A 15,519-nucleotide genomic window follows, 5' to 3' on the forward strand; every position below is an offset into this window, starting at 1 on the left:
GGGACGGTGCGGGAGGTGCAGCGATGACGACGACAGCCAAGAAACGCCTGGAGGTCCGGGCAGCCGTTCCCGCCGACGTGCGCGGCATCCAGCGGCTGATCGCCCGCGTTTATCCGGGCCTTCCCAATTATTCGCTCGCCACGCTGCGCGGCCAGATCAACAATTTCCCCCATGGCTGCTTCGTCGCGCTCTACGACAACAAGGTCGTGGGCTATTGCGCCACCATGCGGGTCAGCAGGAGCATGGCCTTCTCCAAGCATGACTGGGAGGAGATCACCGCCAACGGCTTCGGCACCCGTCACAGCGCGGCGGGCGAGTGGCTCTATGGCTATGAAATGGCCGTCGATCCCAAGCTGCGCGGCCTGCGCATCGGCCAACGCCTCTATGACGAACGCAAGGAACTGGCCGAGGAACTGGACCTGCACGGCATCGTCATCGCCGGCCGCATGCCCGGTTATGCCCGCGCCAAGCGACGCGTCCATGGCCCGGCCGATTATCTGGACAAGGTCGTCACCGGCAAGCTGCGCGACCAGGTGATCAGTTTCCAGCTCAAGAACCAGTTCGAACCGCTGGGCGTCCTGGAAAACTACCTGCCCGAAGACAGGCAGTCGGATGGCCACGCCGCCCATCTGGTCTGGCGCAACCCCTATGTCGATCCCGACGAAGCGCCCGAAATGCGCGTGCCCCGCGGCGTCGAGAGCGTCCGTCTCGCCACCTGCCAACTCCAGGCCCGCGCCGTGCAGGATTTCGACGAATTCGTCCGCAACATCGAATATTTCGTCGATGTCGCAGCCGATTACCGCTCCGACTTCATCGTCTTCCCCGAACTCTTCACCCTTCCCCTGCTCTCCTTCGAGACGAAGAAGCTCTCTCCCGTCGAGGCGATCGACAAGCTGACCGGCTACACCCCGCGCCTGACGAAGGAACTCACGCGGATGGCGCTGGAATATAATATCAACATCATCGGCGGTTCCCACCCGACCCGCGCCGAGGATGGGGATATCCAGAACATCGCCTATGTCGCCCTTCGGGACGGTTCGGTTCATACCCAGGAAAAGATCCACCCGACGCCCAACGAAGCCTTCTGGTGGAACATCAAGGGCGGGGATTCGCTGGACGTGATCCAGACCGATTGCGGGCCGATCGGCGTGCTCATCTGCTATGACAGCGAGTTTCCGGAACTCGCCCGACGGCTGGTGGACCAGGGTGCGCGGATCATCTTCGTGCCGTTCTGCACCGACTCGCGGCTGGGTTATATGCGCGTGCGCTATTGCGCGCAGGCCCGCGCGATCGAGAACCAATGCTATGTCGTGATGTCGGGCAATGTCGGCAACCTGCCCAATGTCGACAATATGGACATCCAATATGCCCAGAGCGCGATCCTGACCCCCTGCGACCTACCCTTCGCGCGCGACGGCATCGCGGCGGAATCGACGGAGAATGTCGAGACGCTGACCATGGCCGACGTGAACCTTGCGGACCTGAGCTGGGCACGGGCGGAGGGCACGGTCCGCAACCTGCGCGACCGGCGCTTCGACCTCTATCATATCGACTGGGACAGCAATCCCGACCATGCCCATGCGCAAAGCGGCGGCCCTGTGCCCGCGGGCGGGCATAACGCGCCGGGTGGCGGGTGATGATAGCCCGCACGACGGATGGGAGTGAAGCGCGGACATAACCGCCTCTCCCAACGGGAGAGGGAATGTCTGCAACCGGCCAACTCTGTTAAAAAAGGATGCCGCCTCAGGCCGCCTTGCGCGCCTTGTTCAGCTTCTTCATCAGCATGTCGCGCTTCAGGCGCGAGAGATGGTCGATGAACAGCACGCCCTGCAAATGATCCATCTCATGCTGGAGACAGGTGGCGAGCAGCCCTTCCAGCCGCTCTTCATGGATGCGCCCGTCACGGTCCATCCAGCTTGCCCGGATGCTCGCAGGCCGCTCGACCTCGGCAAACTGGTCGGGAACCGACAGGCAGCCCTCATTATAGACCGACAGGTCGTCCGAACCTTCGAGAATCTCGGGATTGATGAACACCAGCGGCTTCTTGACCGGCGGTGCGTCTTCCTCGTCCGATTCCGGTTCCTGAAGGTCGATCACCAGCATCCGCTTCGGCACGCCCACCTGGATCGCGGCCAGGCCGATGCCCGGCGCGTCATACATGGTCTCGAACATATCGTCGATCAGGCGCTGCAAATCGTCGTCGATCGCCTCCACCGGAGACGAAATGGTACGCAGGCGCGGATCGGGCGCCTCCAGGATGGGAAGAATGGCCATGCCCCCAAAATAATCGGACGGGCGGGAAAATTCAAGCGACCGCCCGATTCAGCCTGAGGCCGGCTTCAACCCAGCGGACGACGCGCCCGAAGCGCCTGCGCCAAAGTGCCTTCGTCCAGATAATCCAGTTCCCCGCCGACCGGCACGCCATGGGCCAATTGGGTCAGGCGCACGGGAAAGCGTTCCAGCCGCTCCGCCAGATAATGGGCGGTCGTCTGCCCCTCCAGCGTGGCGTTCATCGCCAGCACCACCTCGTCTATGCCGCCCGCCTCGACCCGCGCCACCAGTGCGTCGATGGAAAGATCCTCCGGCCGGACCCCTTCCAGGGCCGACAAGCGCCCGCCCAGCACATGGAAGCGCCCCGGGAACAGCCGCGACTTGTCCAGCGCCCAGAGATCGGCGACATCCTCCACCACGCAGAGCGCCCGCGCGTCGCGGCGCTGGTCGGCACAGATGCCGCAGGGATCGACGGTATCGACATTGCCGCATATGCCGCACGTCACCAGCCGGTCGTTCACCGCGTCCAGCGCCCGCAACAGCGGCTCCAGCGCGGATTCGCGCCTCTTGAGCAGGTGCAGGACGGCACGCCGCGCTGAACGCGGGCCAAGGCCGGGCAGGCGGGAGAGCGCCTGCGTCAGCGCTTCGATCTCTGGAGAAGCCATGGAACCGAGATAGGGGCTTGCAAGTCGTCGGCACAAGGTCTTTGAGGTGGCGTCATGCGCATAATCTATATGGGAACCCCCGATTTCGCCGTTCCGGCTCTGGTCTCGCTGGCCAAGGCAGGGCACGAGATCGTCGCGGTCTACAGCCAGCCGCCCCGTCCGGCGGGTCGGGGCAAGGCGCTGCGCCCCTCCCCCGTCCATGCCAAGGCCGTGGAAATGGCGATCGAGGTCCGCACGCCGGTTTCGCTGAAGGACCCGGACGTGCAGGCCGCCTTCGCCGCGTTGCAGGCCGATGTCGCGGTGGTCGCCGCTTACGGGCTGATCCTGCCGCGCCCGATCCTGGATGCGGCGCGCTTCGGCTGCATGAACATCCATGCTTCCCTCCTCCCCCGCTGGCGGGGCGCCGCGCCGATCCAGCGCGCCATCCTCGCCGGCGACAATGTCACCGGCGTCACCATCATGGACATGGAGGCGGGCCTCGACACCGGGCCGATGCGGGCCAAGCATGTCACCCCCATCGAAGGCAAGACCGCCGGCGAATTGACCGAGGAACTGGCTGAAGCCGGCGCGGAGCTGATGGTCGAGGTACTGGACGATATCGCGCTGCATCCGCCGGTGCCGCAGCCGGAAGAGGGCGTCACCTATGCCGCCAAGATCGACAAGGCGGAAGCGCGCATCGACTTCGGCCGCGACGCCCATCAGGTCGAACGGCAGATACGCGCCTTCAACCCGTTCCCCGGCGCCTTTTTCGAATATCGCGGCGAGCGTTTCCGTATCCTCGCCGCGCATGTCGAGGAAATGGCGGGCCCGGCCGGGGAATTGCTGGACAACAGCCTGCTCATCGGCTGCGGTCATGGCGCGATCCGTCCGACGCTGATCCAGCGCGCGGGCAAGGGCGCGATGTCGGCGGGCGAATTGCTGCGCGGCTATGACATGCCCGCGGGCAGCCGGGTCGACGCCTGAGCCGCCATGCCCCAGCCAACGACGCGCTTCGCCTTCACCGTCGAATTTGACGGCCGCCCCTTCATGGGCTGGCAGCGACAAGCCCATGGCCCCAGCGTCCAGCAGGCGATCGAGGACGCGATCTTCGCCGTCACGGGCGAGCGGGTCGCGATCCATGCCGCCGGACGCACGGACGCGGGCGTCCATGGCCTCGCCATGCGCGCCCATGCGGACATTGCGAAGGACATGGCGCCCTTCCGCCTGATGGAAGCGCTGAATGCGCGCCTGCGGCCCGATCCGGTCGCGATCCTGGCCTGCGAAATGGTGCCGGACGACTGGCATGCGCGCTTTTCCTGCACGGGCAGATCCTATGTCTATCGCATCGCCAATCGCCGGGCGCCGCTGACCTGGGAGAAGGGGCTATGCTGGCGGGTGATCCAGCCGCTGGACGAAGCCGCCATGCAGGAGGCCGCGCAACTGCTCGTCGGACGGCATGACTTCACCACCTTCCGTTCGGCCCATTGCCAGGCGGAAAGCCCGGTCAAGACGCTGGACCGGCTGGATGTGGAACGATCGGGCGATCGCATCGCCATCCATGCCGAGGCACGGTCCTTCCTGCATCATCAGGTGCGATCGATGGTGGGATGCCTGGCCATGGTGGGCATGGGCCGCTGGTCGATCGGCGATCTGGAGGCGGCGCGCGACGCGAAGGATCGCGCCGCACTGGGACTCAACGCGCCGCCGGACGGGCTGTATTTCGTGAGCGCCCGTTATCCCGACGCTCTATGAGAGGCTGGCGCGGAAGGGCGTGAAATTGGTGCCCTCATCGAACACGTCCAATCCCTCGGCACGCTTGAGGCCGCCGACCACCATATAGGTCACGGGCGTCAGCACCGCTTCCCAGGTCACCTTCATCAGCCAGTTGGTGATCATCACCGTCACCACCTGCGCATTGGTCCAGTCGCCATAGAAGGCCAGCGGATAGAAGAGCAGGCTGTCCACCCCCTGCCCCACGACCGTCGACCCGATCGTGCGCATCCACAGATGCTTGCCCTGCGTCAGCAGCTTCATCTTGGCGAGCACGAAGCTGTTGGCGAACTCACCCGCCCAGAAGGCGGCGACGGACGCGAAGACGATGCGCCAGGTGCTGCCGAACACCGCTTCATAGGCCTTCTGGTCGGGCCAGCCCTCCGACGGGGGCAGCTTCACCACCACCCAGCTCATCAGCGCCATGAACAGCATCGCGCCGAAGCCCGCCCAGACGCAGCGCCGCGCGCGGGCATAGCCATAGACTTCGGTCAGTACGTCGCCCAGCACATAGCCCAATGGGAAGAACAGGATACCCGCGCCGAAGGTGAAACCGCCCACGGTCGACAGCTTGGCCGCGCCGATCAGGTTGGAGAGCAGCAGGATCGCGACGAACCCCGCCATGCAGAAATCGAAATAGCGCAAGGGACGAGCGCCCAGCGCATAGGCATCGATTTTCCTGACCCCCGGTTCGCTCATGCCCCTGTGCATAAATAGCATTCCGGCAAAAGCAATGCCGCGCATGATCGCGCCACATGATTGCGCCACATGATTGCACTGGCGCCCAAGCCCGGCTATCGAACGCGCCGACGGCCCCGTAGCTCAGCTGGATAGAGCATTCGCCTTCTAAGCGAATGGTCACAGGTTCGAATCCTGTCGGGGTCGCCAATCCCGGCCTTCAGCCCTTCGACCCGCCGGCGCGCGCCGGCTTCATCGCCTCATAGACCATGCCCGTCAGCATCAGGCTGCCCTGCCGCGACAGATGATCGTCGTCGGAATAGAGCGGCACGCCCTGCGCCGTCATCGCGCAATGGCCGGTCCGGCACAGCAGCCGGTGCGGATAGAGGATCTTGACCGGGAAATGGCGCTGCATCTGGTCGAAGGCACTGAAGACGCCGCGCTGCCGACGCATATAGTCCGCCCTTGAAAGCACCAGCGGCGCCGGTTCGCTGTACAGTTCCGCCCGCGCCAGGGCCTCGGGCACATTGCGGCGGAATTCGGGAATGGGCGCGACCAGGATCACCTGCTTCCCCATGGCGGAGAGCGTCCGCACCGTTTCCTCAAGACCCGCCCGGAACAGCAGGGCGTCGCGGCCAAGGCTCCGGTCGTCATCCTCGCCCCGGCCGAGATAGCAGGGCGTGCCCCCTTCGGGCCGCTTGCCATTGGCGCACAGCCCCCAGCGGGACACGAGAAAGACCGTGTGGATGGATGGGCTGATGCGGAGCGTTTCCAGCACCAGCCGGTTGAACTCGCTGCAATCATGGGACGGCGGCTGGTCGAGCCGGTCGAGGCCGAGCAGCGTCGGGCAGGCGGGATAGGAGGCGATCCGTCCCGACAGCCCCAGCGCACTCCCGGCCCGGTCGAACGCCGGCTTCAGCGCATGGGCGTGGGAATCGCCCCAGAGGAGGAAGCTGGGGGCCGACCCGTTCCGCGCGCCGACCGGGCAGAGGCGGTGACGCCGCGCGGGCACCATGCCGGAACAGCGCGCGGGCAGATAGGCCATGCTCCGGCTGGCCGCGTCGAGCGCCGCGACCGACGGCGCGACCCGCGACGGCAGCCCGCCGGTCAGATACAGCATCGCCCCTGCGCCGCAGCCCATCATCACCATCGCCCCGGCAAAGGCGAAGGCGCGGCTTGTGGTGAAGCGGCGCGTCCGTCTGAACGGCTCCTCGATGAAACGCCAGGAGAGAAAGGCGACCGCGAGCGACAACAGCATGACCAGCATCTGCTCCCGCAAACGCCAGTCGCCATCGGTGCGGTAGGTCCAGAAGACGATGATCGGCCAGTGCCAGAGGTAGAGCGAATAGGAGATGCGGCCGATCGCCACCGGCACGGCGCTGCCCAGCAGCCGGTTGACCGCCGATCCGGCCTGTCCCGCATGCAGGATCAGCATGGCGCCGAGGACCGGGAACAGCGCATGGGCGCCGGGAAAAACAGTCGCATTCGAAAAGTGCAGGATCGCCCAGCCGATCAGCGCCAGTCCGGCGAGCGCGCAGAACTGCGCCGCGACGGCGCTGCGAAGAGCGGGCATCCGGCCGGTCCCCAGCAACGCCCCGCCCAAAAACTCCCAGGCGCGCGGGAAAGGCAGGTAGAAGGCCGCGACCGGTGACCGATCCACCAGCAGCAGCGCCGTACAGAAGGACAGCAGTGCCAATGTGCCGAGCAACAGGCGGAAGCGGCCTCCCACCCGGAAGGCGGTCAACATCAGCAGCGGGAAGAGGATGTAGAATTGCTCCTCCACCGCCAGCGACCAGCCGTGGAGCAGCGGTGCTTCCTCCGCCGCGCTGCCGAAATAGCCGCTGTGCCGCGCGAAATAGAGGTTGCTGGAAAACAGCACGGTCGCGACCGCGCTCATGCCCAAGGCGCGATAGTCGAGCGGCAGCAGGATCAGGCTGCCCACCGCGATGGTCACCGCGATCATCGCGAACAGCGCCGGGAATATCCGCCGGATGCGCCGCGCATAGAAGCCGGTCAGGCTGAACCGCCCCTCTTCCAGTTCGCGCGCGATGATCGAGGCGATCAGATAGCCCGAAATGACGAAGAAGATGTCGACCCCGACAAAACCTCCGGAAAAGGGCCAGAGGTCGAGATGGAAGAACAGCACCGGCAACACCGCCAGCGCGCGCAACCCGTCAATGTCGCGGCGATAGGCAAGGGCAGTCTGCCCCCCGCCTGCCGGCGAAACCGGCATGGCGGCAAGGGATGCGCTGGCAGCGATGCTCTTTCCCTCCGGTTTTCAAGGGGCTTGGGGGTAGAGCCATGGTGATAGCCGCTATGCCCGCCAGCGCATCGGCGCATGAGGGGCAGCGCGCAGGGCAAAGGTGGTAGGGCGATCGGTCAGGCGCGCGAACGCAGCAGCAGGTCGTCGGTCACGGTCATGGTGAAGATGGGATCGGCATCCGCCGGCACCTCCGCGATGGCATCGACGAAGGCGGCGCGCGTTTCCGGATCGTCATAGACCATCTTCCGGTCGAAAGCCGCCCGCCAGGTCGCTTCGTCGGGCCATTCGGCATAGCCGACGAAGCGCCCGTCCGCATCGCGGTGCAGGCGTGATCCGTAGCTGCCATATGTCTCGCGGATCAGATCGGTTCCCCGACGCCAAGCCTTGCGGAACTGTTCTTCCTTGCCGGGGTGGACGCGCCACCAATAGACCGCGACGAACATCGGCTCTCTCCTTTTGGAGGAAAGAATGATGTGGGTCGGCGGAGGTTGCAATCACCGTGCTCCTGCTTCCGCAGGAGCACGTCATTCCCCGGGGTCAGGCCTTGAAAATCAGAGAACCGACTGGCCCGTCTTCTCCCAGTCCGCCAGGAAGCCGGCAATGCCCTTTTCGGTCAGCACATGGTTGAACAGCGCCTTGATGACCGAAGGCGGCGCGGTCATGACATCCGCGCCGATCTTCGCGGCTTCCAGCACATGGATCGGGTGACGCACGCTCGCGACCAGGATTTCCGTGTCGAACGCATAATTGTCATAGATGAGGCGGATATCCTCGATCAGCTTCATGCCATCGAAGCCGTTGTCGTCATGCCGCCCGACGAAGGGCGAGATGAAGGTCGCACCCGCCTTCGCCGCCAGCAGCGCCTGATTGGCCGAGAAGCAGAGGGTCACGTTCACCATCACGCCCTCGCCGGTCAGCGCCTTGCAGGTCTTGAGCCCATCGATGGTCAGCGGCACCTTGATGCAGACATTGTCGGCGATCTTCCGCAGCACGGCGGCTTCCTTCATCATCGTCTCATGGTCGAGCGCGACGACTTCGGCCGACACCGGGCCTTCCACGATGCCGCAGATTTCCTCGACCACTTCCAGGAACTTGCGGCCCGACTTGTGGATCAGCGAAGGGTTGGTGGTGACGCCGTCCAGCAGGCCCGTAGCGGCAAGCTCGCGGATTTCACTGGTGTCGGCGGTATCGACGAAGAATTTCATATATCTGCTCCGGGGAGGGAAGGACGAATCGCGTTCCCTTTAGCGGCTCCATGACGGATTAGCCATTATTGCCCGAGTCCGGCCCTTTACCTGACGCCCGGCGCAACATTATGACGGCGGCACCTTTCCAAAGGACCGATCCATGCCTCGCTTCCGGCGTCCCCGCACAATATGGGACGCGCTTGCCGCCATCGCAATGGCCGCCGCCACGCCCGCCGCCGCCGCAACCAGCGAAACCCAGGGGTGGATGACCGAATCGCTGATCATCAAGGCCGGCGATGCCAATATGGTCAGCCTCGACATCAGCGAGCGCTTGCGCCGCGATGCCTCCAATGGCGACCAGCAGACCTTGCGTGTCATGATCGACCATCGCATCGCGACCGGCGTGCAGGTCGGCGGCGGCCTTGCCTATTTCCATTCGGGACCGGAGCAGGAAATGCGGCTGTTCCAGCAGGTCACGCTGACCCAGGGGATATGGATGAGCCGCACCCGGATCGAACAACGCTTCTTCGACACCGCCGATGAGGCGAGCTGGCGGCTGCGGCAACGGGGGCAGGCGTCGATCCCGCTCGACCGGGCAAAGCGATGGACGCTGGTCGCCGCGACGGAGCTGATGTTCCATCTCAACCGCGCCAAGCCCGGCGACAAGATGGGACTGGCCGTGATGCGCAACCAGGTCGGCCTGCGCCATCCGATCGGCAAGGCGCTCGAGGCGCAATTGCTCTATATGCGTCAGCAGACCTTCCGCGACGGACGCCCCGACGCGGTGGCGCACATCCCCTGGCTGACATTGAGCTGGAAAATCTGACGCTTCCCGACCTTGCGCGCCCCGCCCCTGCCATTAGGGAGGGAGCCATGAATTCGCGCGCCCGTGTCATCCTGCTGAACGCCGCCCTGGGGCCGCTGGATTATCGCGTGCCGCACGGGATGAGCGTCAAGCCGGGCAGCATCGTCGTCGCGCCGCTCGGCCCGCGCCAGATCGTCGGCGTGGTATGGGAGGAGGACAGTTTCCCAGACATAGAGACGGTGGGCGACAACCGCCTGCGCAACATCGCGGGGCTGGTCGACGCGCCGCCGGTGCCCGAAACGCTGCGCCGCCTGATCGAGTGGACGGCGGACTATTATCTCGCCCCTGTCGCCGCCGTGCTGCGCATGACGCTGGCGTCGATGGCCGCGCTGGAGGGCGCGCGCACCGTCATCGAATATCGCGCGACCGGCGACCTGCCGGACCGCATGACGGAACAACGCGCCCAGGCCATGGAACGCATCGGCGAGCGGCAGGGGCTGATCCGCGAACTGGCGATGATCGGCGGGGTCAGCGACGCGGTGATTCGCGGGCTGGTGAAGGCGGGCGCCTTCGAGGCGGTGGAGGTGAGCGTCGACACCCCCTTCCCCATGCCGAATCCCGACCATGCGCCGCCGCTCCTGTCGGACAAGCAGGGCGCGGCCGCCGACCAGTTCATCGAAGCGGTCGGCGCGCGGGAATTCGCCCCGTTCCTGCTGGACGGCGTCACCGGTTCCGGCAAGACGGAGGTCTATTTCGAGGCCATCGCCGCCGCCATCCGGGAAGGCCGGCAGGTGCTGGTGCTGCTCCCCGAAATCGCGCTGACCGAGCCGTTTCTGGAGCGCTTCGAAAAGCGGTTCGGCACGATCCCGGTGAACTGGCACAGCGGCCTGCGCCAGAGCGAGCGGCGGCGGGCATGGCGGGCGATTGCGGCGGGCGAGGCCTCAGTGGTCGTCGGCGCCCGCTCGGCGCTGTTCCTGCCCTATCCCGATCTCGGCCTGATCGTCGTCGACGAGGCGCATGAAGCCAGCTTCAAGCAGGAGGATGGGGTCCACTACCATGCCCGCGACGTGGCGGTGATGCGGGGCCTCATCGAAAAATTCCCGGTCATCCTCGCCTCCGCCACGCCCGCTATCGAGACCCGGCACCAGGTCGAACTGGGGCGTTATCGCGAGATCAAGCTCCCCTCCCGCTTCGGCGGAGCGGCGATGCCGGATATCGAGGGCATCGACCTGCTCACCGACCCGCCCGAGCGTGGCCGGTGGATCGCGCCACCGCTGGTCAAGGCGATCGACGAGACCATGGCGAAGGAGGAGCAAAGCCTCCTCTTCCTCAACCGCCGGGGCTATGCGCCGCTGACGCTCTGCCGTCATTGCGGCTATCGCTTCCAATGCCCCAATTGCACGGCCTGGATGGTCGAGCACCGGCTCACCCACCGCCTCGCCTGTCATCATTGCGGCCATGTCATCCCGGCGCCCCGCTTCTGCCCCGAATGCAAGGAAGAGGACAGCCTCGTCGCCTGCGGCCCCGGCGTGGAGCGGATCGCGGACGAGGTGAAGGCGCTGTGGCCCAATGCCCGCACCGCCATCGTCACCTCCGACACCCTCTGGTCCCCGGCCAAGGTGGCCGAGTTCGTGAAATCGGTGGAGGCAGGCGCGATCGACATCATCGTCGGCACGCAACTCATCACCAAGGGCTATCATTTCCCCAACCTGACGCTGGTGGGCGTGATCGACGCCGATTTGGGCCTGGAGGGCGGCGACCTGCGGGCGTCGGAGCGGACCTTCCAACAGATCGTGCAGGTGGCCGGCCGAGCAGGACGGGGACAAAAGCCGGGCCGCGTCTTCATCCAGACCCGCATGCCGGAGGCGGAGGTCATCAAGGCGCTGATCGCGGGGGATTCGGAACGTTTCTACGAAGTGGAAACGGCCAACCGCCGCCACGCGGGCGCCCCACCCTTCGGCCGCTTCGCCGCGATCATAGTTTCCAGCGAAAATGCGGACGAGGCCGCCGAGGTCGCCCGGCTGATCGGCAAATCCGCTCCGTCGATCGAGGGAATGCACGTCTACGGCCCCGCGCCCGCGCCGCTCTCCGTCCTGCGCGGGCGGCACCGCCACCGCCTGCTGATCCACGCCACGCGGCAGGTCGACGTGCAGGGCGCGATCCGCGAATGGCTGGGCAATCTGACCTGGAAATCGGGCACGAGGGTCGCCGTCGACGTCGACCCCTACAGCTTCATGTGATCGCCTGAGACCCCCATGGAAAGCCCCTGCGTCAACATCTGCAAGCTGGACAAGGCGGGGCGCATCTGCACGGGGTGCGGCCGCACGACGGATGAGATCGCGCGCTGGAGGGGCATGAGCAAGGCCGAGCGAAGGACGATCATGGAACGGTTGAGGAAAGGCTAGGCGCGCTTCTCCCTTTCCAGCAAGGCTTTCTTGCGCTCCACACCATAGGCATAGCCGCCCAGACTCCCGTCGCTCCGCAAGACCCGGTGACAGGGGATCAATACCACCAGCGCATTGTCGCCGCAGGCCGTCCCCGCCGCCCGCACGGCGCCAGGCTTGCCGATGGCCGCAGCGATTTCGCCATAGCTGCGCGTCTCGCCCGGCGGTATGGCGCGAAGCGCGGCCCATACGGCTTGCTGGAAAGCCGTGCCGCACACATCCAGCGGCAAATCCAGCGGACGCGCCGGATCGTCGATCAACTGCTCGACCTGCGCCGCCAATCCCTCCAGCCGGGCATCGGCGGGCAATATCGTCGCCTTCGGGAAGCGCTGCCGCAAATCCGTTTCATCCTCGTCGAAGCTGATCCGGCACAGACCCCGCTCCGTCCCGGCCACCAGCACCGGACCAAGGCTGGTCGCCCGCTCGGCATAGCGAATCACCACCCCCCGGCCGCCATCCTTCCAGGCGCTGGGCGTCATGCCCAGATGCCGTTCGGCATCGGCATAGGCACGGCTGGGCGCGTTATAGCCGGCTTCGTAGATCGCACCGGTAACGCTGCCGCCTTCCTCCAGGGCGTTCTTCAACCGTTCGGTGCGCAGCGAGCGGGCATAGGCCGCGGGCGTCATGCCCGTTTCCCGCTTGAACAGCCGGTGGAAATGATGCGGCGCATAGCCGGCATGGGCAGCCACCTGCTCCAGCGAGGGCGGTGTTTCGGCGGCGGCGATGAAGGCGACAGCCGCCTCCACCGCCAGCCGGTCGCGCCCCACCTCATCGGGGCGACAGCGCAGGCAGGCGCGGAACCCCGCCGCCCGCGCCGCCTGCGGGTCGGCCAGGAAGACCATATTCTCCCGCCGGGGATGCCGCGCGGCGCAGCTTGGCTTGCAATAGACGCCGGTGGTCAGCACGGCGCCCACGAATCGCCCGTCAAGGCCGCGATCCCGGCGAAGAAACGCATCCCAGCAGGCCTCCGCGTCCGGCATGGCTGGGGTCGGGGCTTCCATCTGTCTCATCTCGGTCATGCATATGGGATAGACGTCCCGACGTCGCCAGCCTTCCCGCCGCTTGCGGTCAAAAAGCGATGCCGCGCTTTTTGCGCATTGCCTCAATCCCATCATCGCATATGAATGCCCGAATTCATGGTCGCATTATTCCGTCGCCTCGCCCTGATCCTTGCCCTCATAGCGCCGCTGAGCGCGCGTGCGGAACAGCAGGATATCGCCGCCGCCGCCCGCGGCGTTGTCCGCGTCGTGCTGGTCGCGACCAACGGCTCCGACGCCTATTTTGTCGGCCATGGCAGCGGCTTTGCGGTCGCCCCCGACAAGATCCTCACCAACGCCCATGTTGTCGAACTGACCCGGCAGGAGAAGGATCTCGTCATCGGCGTCATCCCGTCGCAGGGGACCAAGACCTATGGCGGCAGGATCGTCGCCTATTCGCCGGGCAACGACCTGGCCCTGATCCAGCTGGAGGAAGGCAGCCTGCCGGTCAGCACCTTCTACGCCGGGGCGGTGAGCGACGGGCAGCATGTGACCGCCATCGGCTATCCCGGCACGGTCGACCGCGCACAGGGCCTGGGCCTCAAGCAACTGGTCGAACCGCTGGGGACGGTGAAGACCAGCGGCAATGTATCCTCCGGCCGGGCCAGCCAGAGCTTCGACACGGTGCTGCATACCGCGCCGCTGGCCGCGGGAAACAGCGGCGGCCCGCTGGTCGACGATTGTGGCCGGGTGCTGGGCGTCAACAGCTTCGGGTCGGTGTCCGACGGCAATGATGCCGAATTCGGCTTCGCGGTGTCGTGGCGCGAAATCGCCTCCTTCCTGCGGCAGGCCGGGGTGTCTTCGCTGCACACCGTCGTCCCCTGCCGCTCCATGGCGGAGGCCGACGCTGCCGAAGCGTCCCTCACCCAGCGCGAGGAAGCACAAAGCGAGCAATCCGAACGCGCGCGCGCCGACGCGCGCGAAGCGGCGATGAACAAGGCCCGCGACACCGCCGAACGGGACGTCATATCCGCGCGCGAAAACGCGATGGCGGGGGCGGCCGTGCTGCTGGCGCTGGCGGTGCTCGGCCTCGGTGCGGGCGGCCTGTTCTACAGCCAGGGCCGGGAAAAGCGTGCGACCTGGTGGCTGGCCGGGGGCGGCATATTGCTGTTCGGCGCGATCGGGCTGTTCTTTTTGAAGCCCAGCTTCTCCAGCATCGACGAACGCATCAAGCTGCCCGAGGACAAGAGCGTCACCGGCAATAACGCCTATGCCTGGGCCGGCGACAATATCTGCCGGGTGGACGTCAATCGCAGCCGCCTGACCATATCGGAACCCAATGACATCGGCTTCCACTGGGCCGATGGCGGCTGTGTCGACGGTAACAGCCAATATGTCACGTCGGGCACCGGCTGGCAGCGGGCCAACATCCCCGATGACCGCAATTTCGTCACCGTCAGCCGCTTCGATCCCGCCACCGGCACATTGCGGGTCCAGCGCTGGCTGCCGGACCTCGACACCATGGCGAAGGCCCGCGCCCTGCTGAAGAACGGCCCGATCAGGGGATGCGGCAGCGACTCCGCGCTCTTGGGGAAAATCGCCTCCCTACAGAATGATCTTTCCGCCCTGCTCCCGGCCCAGCCCAATGAGCGGATCGTCTATCACTGCCAAAAGGGGCGGCTGGCCCCGCTCGATGCCGGGAATAACCCATAAAAGGCGTTATTCGGGCATCATAAAAACTCAGTCAAATCGCGATGATTTCATCCTGAGGGTCGAATCGCGTTCCATGACTTGCATAGTCACAATCCCACTGCTAACCGGCCCCCCAACAGGGGACCGGGACGGATCAGAACCGCGCCCCCTTTTTGCATGACCGGCACATCAATTGCCAGGAATCAAGTGGAGGACGGTAAGCGCGTGGAGACGACCGGCGGTATTCAGGCCAGCCTCAGCGGCCGCTATGCGGTGGCGCTGTTCGATCTGGCCCGCGACGGCAAGACGCTCGACACCGTCGCGGCGAGTCTTGCGGCGCTCAAGGCGGCATTGGCCGAATCGGCTGATTTCAAGGGGCTGATCAACAGCCCGGTGCTCAGCCGCGACGCACAGGGCAAGACGATCGCCGCCGTCGCATCCTCCATGGGGATCGACGCGCTGACGACGAATTTCCTCGGCGTGCTGGCTCAGAACCGCCGCCTCTCGCAGCTGCCGGCGGTCATCCGCGCCTATGAGACGCTGCTGTCGAATCACAAGGGCGAGGCCCGCGCCGAAGTCACGAGCGCGCATCCGCTCAGCGGCACCCAGATCACCGCTCTGCAAAAGAGCCTGAAGGCCCGCGTCGGCCGCGAAGTCGCGGTCGATGCCAAGGTCGATCCCGCGATCCTGGGCGGGCTGGTCGTCAAGATCGGCAGCCAGATGATCGATTCCTCCATCCGCACCCGTTTGAACACGCTCGCCCACGCGATGAAAGGCTGAAAGGCTGA

The 15,519-nt window shown here is 65.8% G+C and carries 15 protein-coding genes and 1 tRNA gene; 9 read left to right on the forward strand and 7 right to left on the reverse strand.

Translation table 11 applies throughout. The annotated features are described in order from the left end of the window. Positions 1 to 23 precede the first annotated feature (23 nt). Positions 24 to 1,637 (forward strand): bifunctional GNAT family N-acetyltransferase/carbon-nitrogen hydrolase family protein, encoded by a 1,614-nt coding sequence (locus CAF53_RS04945; protein WP_046764863.1) that lies wholly within the window; start codon positions 24 to 26, stop codon positions 1,635 to 1,637. 106 nt (positions 1,638 to 1,743) lie between these two features. On the opposite strand, the gene def is transcribed toward CAF53_RS04945, so the two are convergent. Together def and recR are read right to left on the reverse strand one after the other, a co-directional pair. Further along, positions 1,744 to 2,274 carry a peptide deformylase gene (def, locus tag CAF53_RS04950; protein WP_100237481.1) on the reverse strand — a complete coding sequence of 177 codons (531 nt, stop codon included), beginning with the start codon at positions 2,272 to 2,274 and terminating at the stop codon, positions 1,744 to 1,746. Positions 2,275 to 2,339: 65 nt separating this feature from the next. After that, positions 2,340 to 2,936: a recombination mediator RecR gene (gene recR / locus CAF53_RS04955; protein WP_100237482.1), complete on the reverse strand. Its 597-nt coding sequence runs from the start codon at positions 2,934 to 2,936 to the stop codon at positions 2,340 to 2,342. Positions 2,937 to 2,990: 54 nt separating this feature from the next. On the opposite strand from recR, the gene fmt reads away from it, so the two are divergent. Together fmt and truA are read left to right on the forward strand one after the other, a co-directional pair. Further along, on the forward strand, positions 2,991 to 3,899 hold the full coding sequence (fmt, locus tag CAF53_RS04960) for a methionyl-tRNA formyltransferase (protein ID WP_046764866.1): 909 nt from the start codon (positions 2,991 to 2,993) through the stop codon (positions 3,897 to 3,899). Between the two features lie 6 nt (positions 3,900 to 3,905). Continuing rightward, positions 3,906 to 4,667 (forward strand): tRNA pseudouridine(38-40) synthase TruA, encoded by a 762-nt coding sequence (gene truA, locus CAF53_RS04965; protein WP_046764867.1) that lies wholly within the window; start codon positions 3,906 to 3,908, stop codon positions 4,665 to 4,667. On the opposite strand, the gene CAF53_RS04970 is transcribed toward truA, so the two are convergent. Further along, complete coding sequence (locus tag CAF53_RS04970) at positions 4,662 to 5,384, reverse strand: queuosine precursor transporter (RefSeq protein ID WP_100237483.1); 723 nt, start codon at positions 5,382 to 5,384, stop codon at positions 4,662 to 4,664. The genes truA and CAF53_RS04970 overlap by 6 nt on opposite strands. Positions 5,385 to 5,496: 112 nt before the next feature. Here CAF53_RS04970 and CAF53_RS04975 point away from each other — a divergent pair. Continuing rightward, positions 5,497 to 5,573 (forward strand) — tRNA-Arg (locus tag CAF53_RS04975). Between the two features lie 10 nt (positions 5,574 to 5,583). Here CAF53_RS04975 and CAF53_RS04980 read toward each other — a convergent pair. The 3 genes from CAF53_RS04980 to fsa all read right to left on the reverse strand — a co-directional run bounded on the left by CAF53_RS04980 (position 5,584) and on the right by fsa (position 8,831). Beyond that, complete coding sequence (locus CAF53_RS04980) at positions 5,584 to 7,596, reverse strand: acyltransferase family protein (protein WP_100237484.1); 2,013 nt, start codon at positions 7,594 to 7,596, stop codon at positions 5,584 to 5,586. A gap of 146 nt (positions 7,597 to 7,742) precedes the next feature. Further along, positions 7,743 to 8,069: an antibiotic biosynthesis monooxygenase gene (locus tag CAF53_RS04985; protein WP_046764870.1), complete on the reverse strand. Its 327-nt coding sequence runs from the start codon at positions 8,067 to 8,069 to the stop codon at positions 7,743 to 7,745. 108 nt (positions 8,070 to 8,177) lie between these two features. After that, the gene (fsa, locus tag CAF53_RS04990) at positions 8,178 to 8,831 is read right to left on the reverse strand and encodes a fructose-6-phosphate aldolase (protein WP_046764871.1); all 654 of its coding nucleotides are present in this window, start codon (positions 8,829 to 8,831) and stop codon (positions 8,178 to 8,180) included. Between the two features lie 142 nt (positions 8,832 to 8,973). Here fsa and CAF53_RS04995 point away from each other — a divergent pair, with 142 nt between their 5' ends. From CAF53_RS04995 to CAF53_RS05005, 3 genes are read left to right on the forward strand one after another with little or no spacing between them, the layout of a single operon-like run. Then, positions 8,974 to 9,639 carry a DUF2490 domain-containing protein gene (locus CAF53_RS04995; RefSeq protein WP_100237485.1) on the forward strand — a complete coding sequence of 222 codons (666 nt, stop codon included), beginning with the start codon at positions 8,974 to 8,976 and terminating at the stop codon, positions 9,637 to 9,639. Between the two features lie 47 nt (positions 9,640 to 9,686). Then, positions 9,687 to 11,858: a primosomal protein N' gene (locus tag CAF53_RS05000; protein ID WP_046764873.1), complete on the forward strand. Its 2,172-nt coding sequence runs from the start codon at positions 9,687 to 9,689 to the stop codon at positions 11,856 to 11,858. Positions 11,859 to 11,873: 15 nt separating this feature from the next. Beyond that, positions 11,874 to 12,023, forward strand: coding sequence for a DUF1289 domain-containing protein (locus tag CAF53_RS05005; RefSeq protein ID WP_084733227.1), 150 nt, complete (start codon positions 11,874 to 11,876; stop codon positions 12,021 to 12,023). Here CAF53_RS05005 and ada read toward each other — a convergent pair. Then, complete coding sequence (gene ada, locus CAF53_RS05010) at positions 12,020 to 13,072, reverse strand: bifunctional DNA-binding transcriptional regulator/O6-methylguanine-DNA methyltransferase Ada (RefSeq protein ID WP_100238694.1); 1,053 nt, start codon at positions 13,070 to 13,072, stop codon at positions 12,020 to 12,022. The genes CAF53_RS05005 and ada overlap by 4 nt on opposite strands. A gap of 126 nt (positions 13,073 to 13,198) precedes the next feature. Here ada and CAF53_RS05015 point away from each other — a divergent pair, with 126 nt between their 5' ends. Next, positions 13,199 to 14,752, forward strand: a complete 1,554-nt coding sequence (locus tag CAF53_RS05015) for a serine protease (protein ID WP_100238695.1) — start codon at positions 13,199 to 13,201, stop codon at positions 14,750 to 14,752. Positions 14,753 to 14,956: 204 nt separating this feature from the next. Further along, positions 14,957 to 15,511, forward strand: coding sequence for a F0F1 ATP synthase subunit delta (locus CAF53_RS05020; protein WP_046764874.1), 555 nt, complete (start codon positions 14,957 to 14,959; stop codon positions 15,509 to 15,511). Positions 15,512 to 15,519: the final 8 nt, after the last annotated feature.

Source organism: Sphingobium sp. LB126, from assembly GCF_002795205.1.
GTDB lineage: Bacteria > Pseudomonadota > Alphaproteobacteria > Sphingomonadales > Sphingomonadaceae > Sphingobium > Sphingobium chungbukense.

Coding starts and splice junctions, on each gene's coding strand:
- CAF53_RS04945 (WP_046764863.1), top strand. CDS start 24: ATGACGACGACAGCCAAGAAACGCCTGGAGGTCCGGGCAGCCGTTCCC.
- def (WP_100237481.1), bottom strand. CDS start 2,274: ATGGCCATTCTTCCCATCCTGGAGGCGCCCGATCCGCGCCTGCGTACC.
- recR (WP_100237482.1), bottom strand. CDS start 2,936: ATGGCTTCTCCAGAGATCGAAGCGCTGACGCAGGCGCTCTCCCGCCTG.
- fmt (WP_046764866.1), top strand. CDS start 2,991: ATGCGCATAATCTATATGGGAACCCCCGATTTCGCCGTTCCGGCTCTG.
- truA (WP_046764867.1), top strand. CDS start 3,906: ATGCCCCAGCCAACGACGCGCTTCGCCTTCACCGTCGAATTTGACGGC.
- CAF53_RS04970 (WP_100237483.1), bottom strand. CDS start 5,384: ATGAGCGAACCGGGGGTCAGGAAAATCGATGCCTATGCGCTGGGCGCT.
- CAF53_RS04980 (WP_100237484.1), bottom strand. CDS start 7,596: ATGCCGGTTTCGCCGGCAGGCGGGGGGCAGACTGCCCTTGCCTATCGC.
- CAF53_RS04985 (WP_046764870.1), bottom strand. CDS start 8,069: ATGTTCGTCGCGGTCTATTGGTGGCGCGTCCACCCCGGCAAGGAAGAA.
- fsa (WP_046764871.1), bottom strand. CDS start 8,831: ATGAAATTCTTCGTCGATACCGCCGACACCAGTGAAATCCGCGAGCTT.
- CAF53_RS04995 (WP_100237485.1), top strand. CDS start 8,974: ATGCCTCGCTTCCGGCGTCCCCGCACAATATGGGACGCGCTTGCCGCC.
- CAF53_RS05000 (WP_046764873.1), top strand. CDS start 9,687: ATGAATTCGCGCGCCCGTGTCATCCTGCTGAACGCCGCCCTGGGGCCG.
- CAF53_RS05005 (WP_084733227.1), top strand. CDS start 11,874: ATGGAAAGCCCCTGCGTCAACATCTGCAAGCTGGACAAGGCGGGGCGC.
- ada (WP_100238694.1), bottom strand. CDS start 13,072: ATGAGACAGATGGAAGCCCCGACCCCAGCCATGCCGGACGCGGAGGCC.
- CAF53_RS05015 (WP_100238695.1), top strand. CDS start 13,199: ATGGTCGCATTATTCCGTCGCCTCGCCCTGATCCTTGCCCTCATAGCG.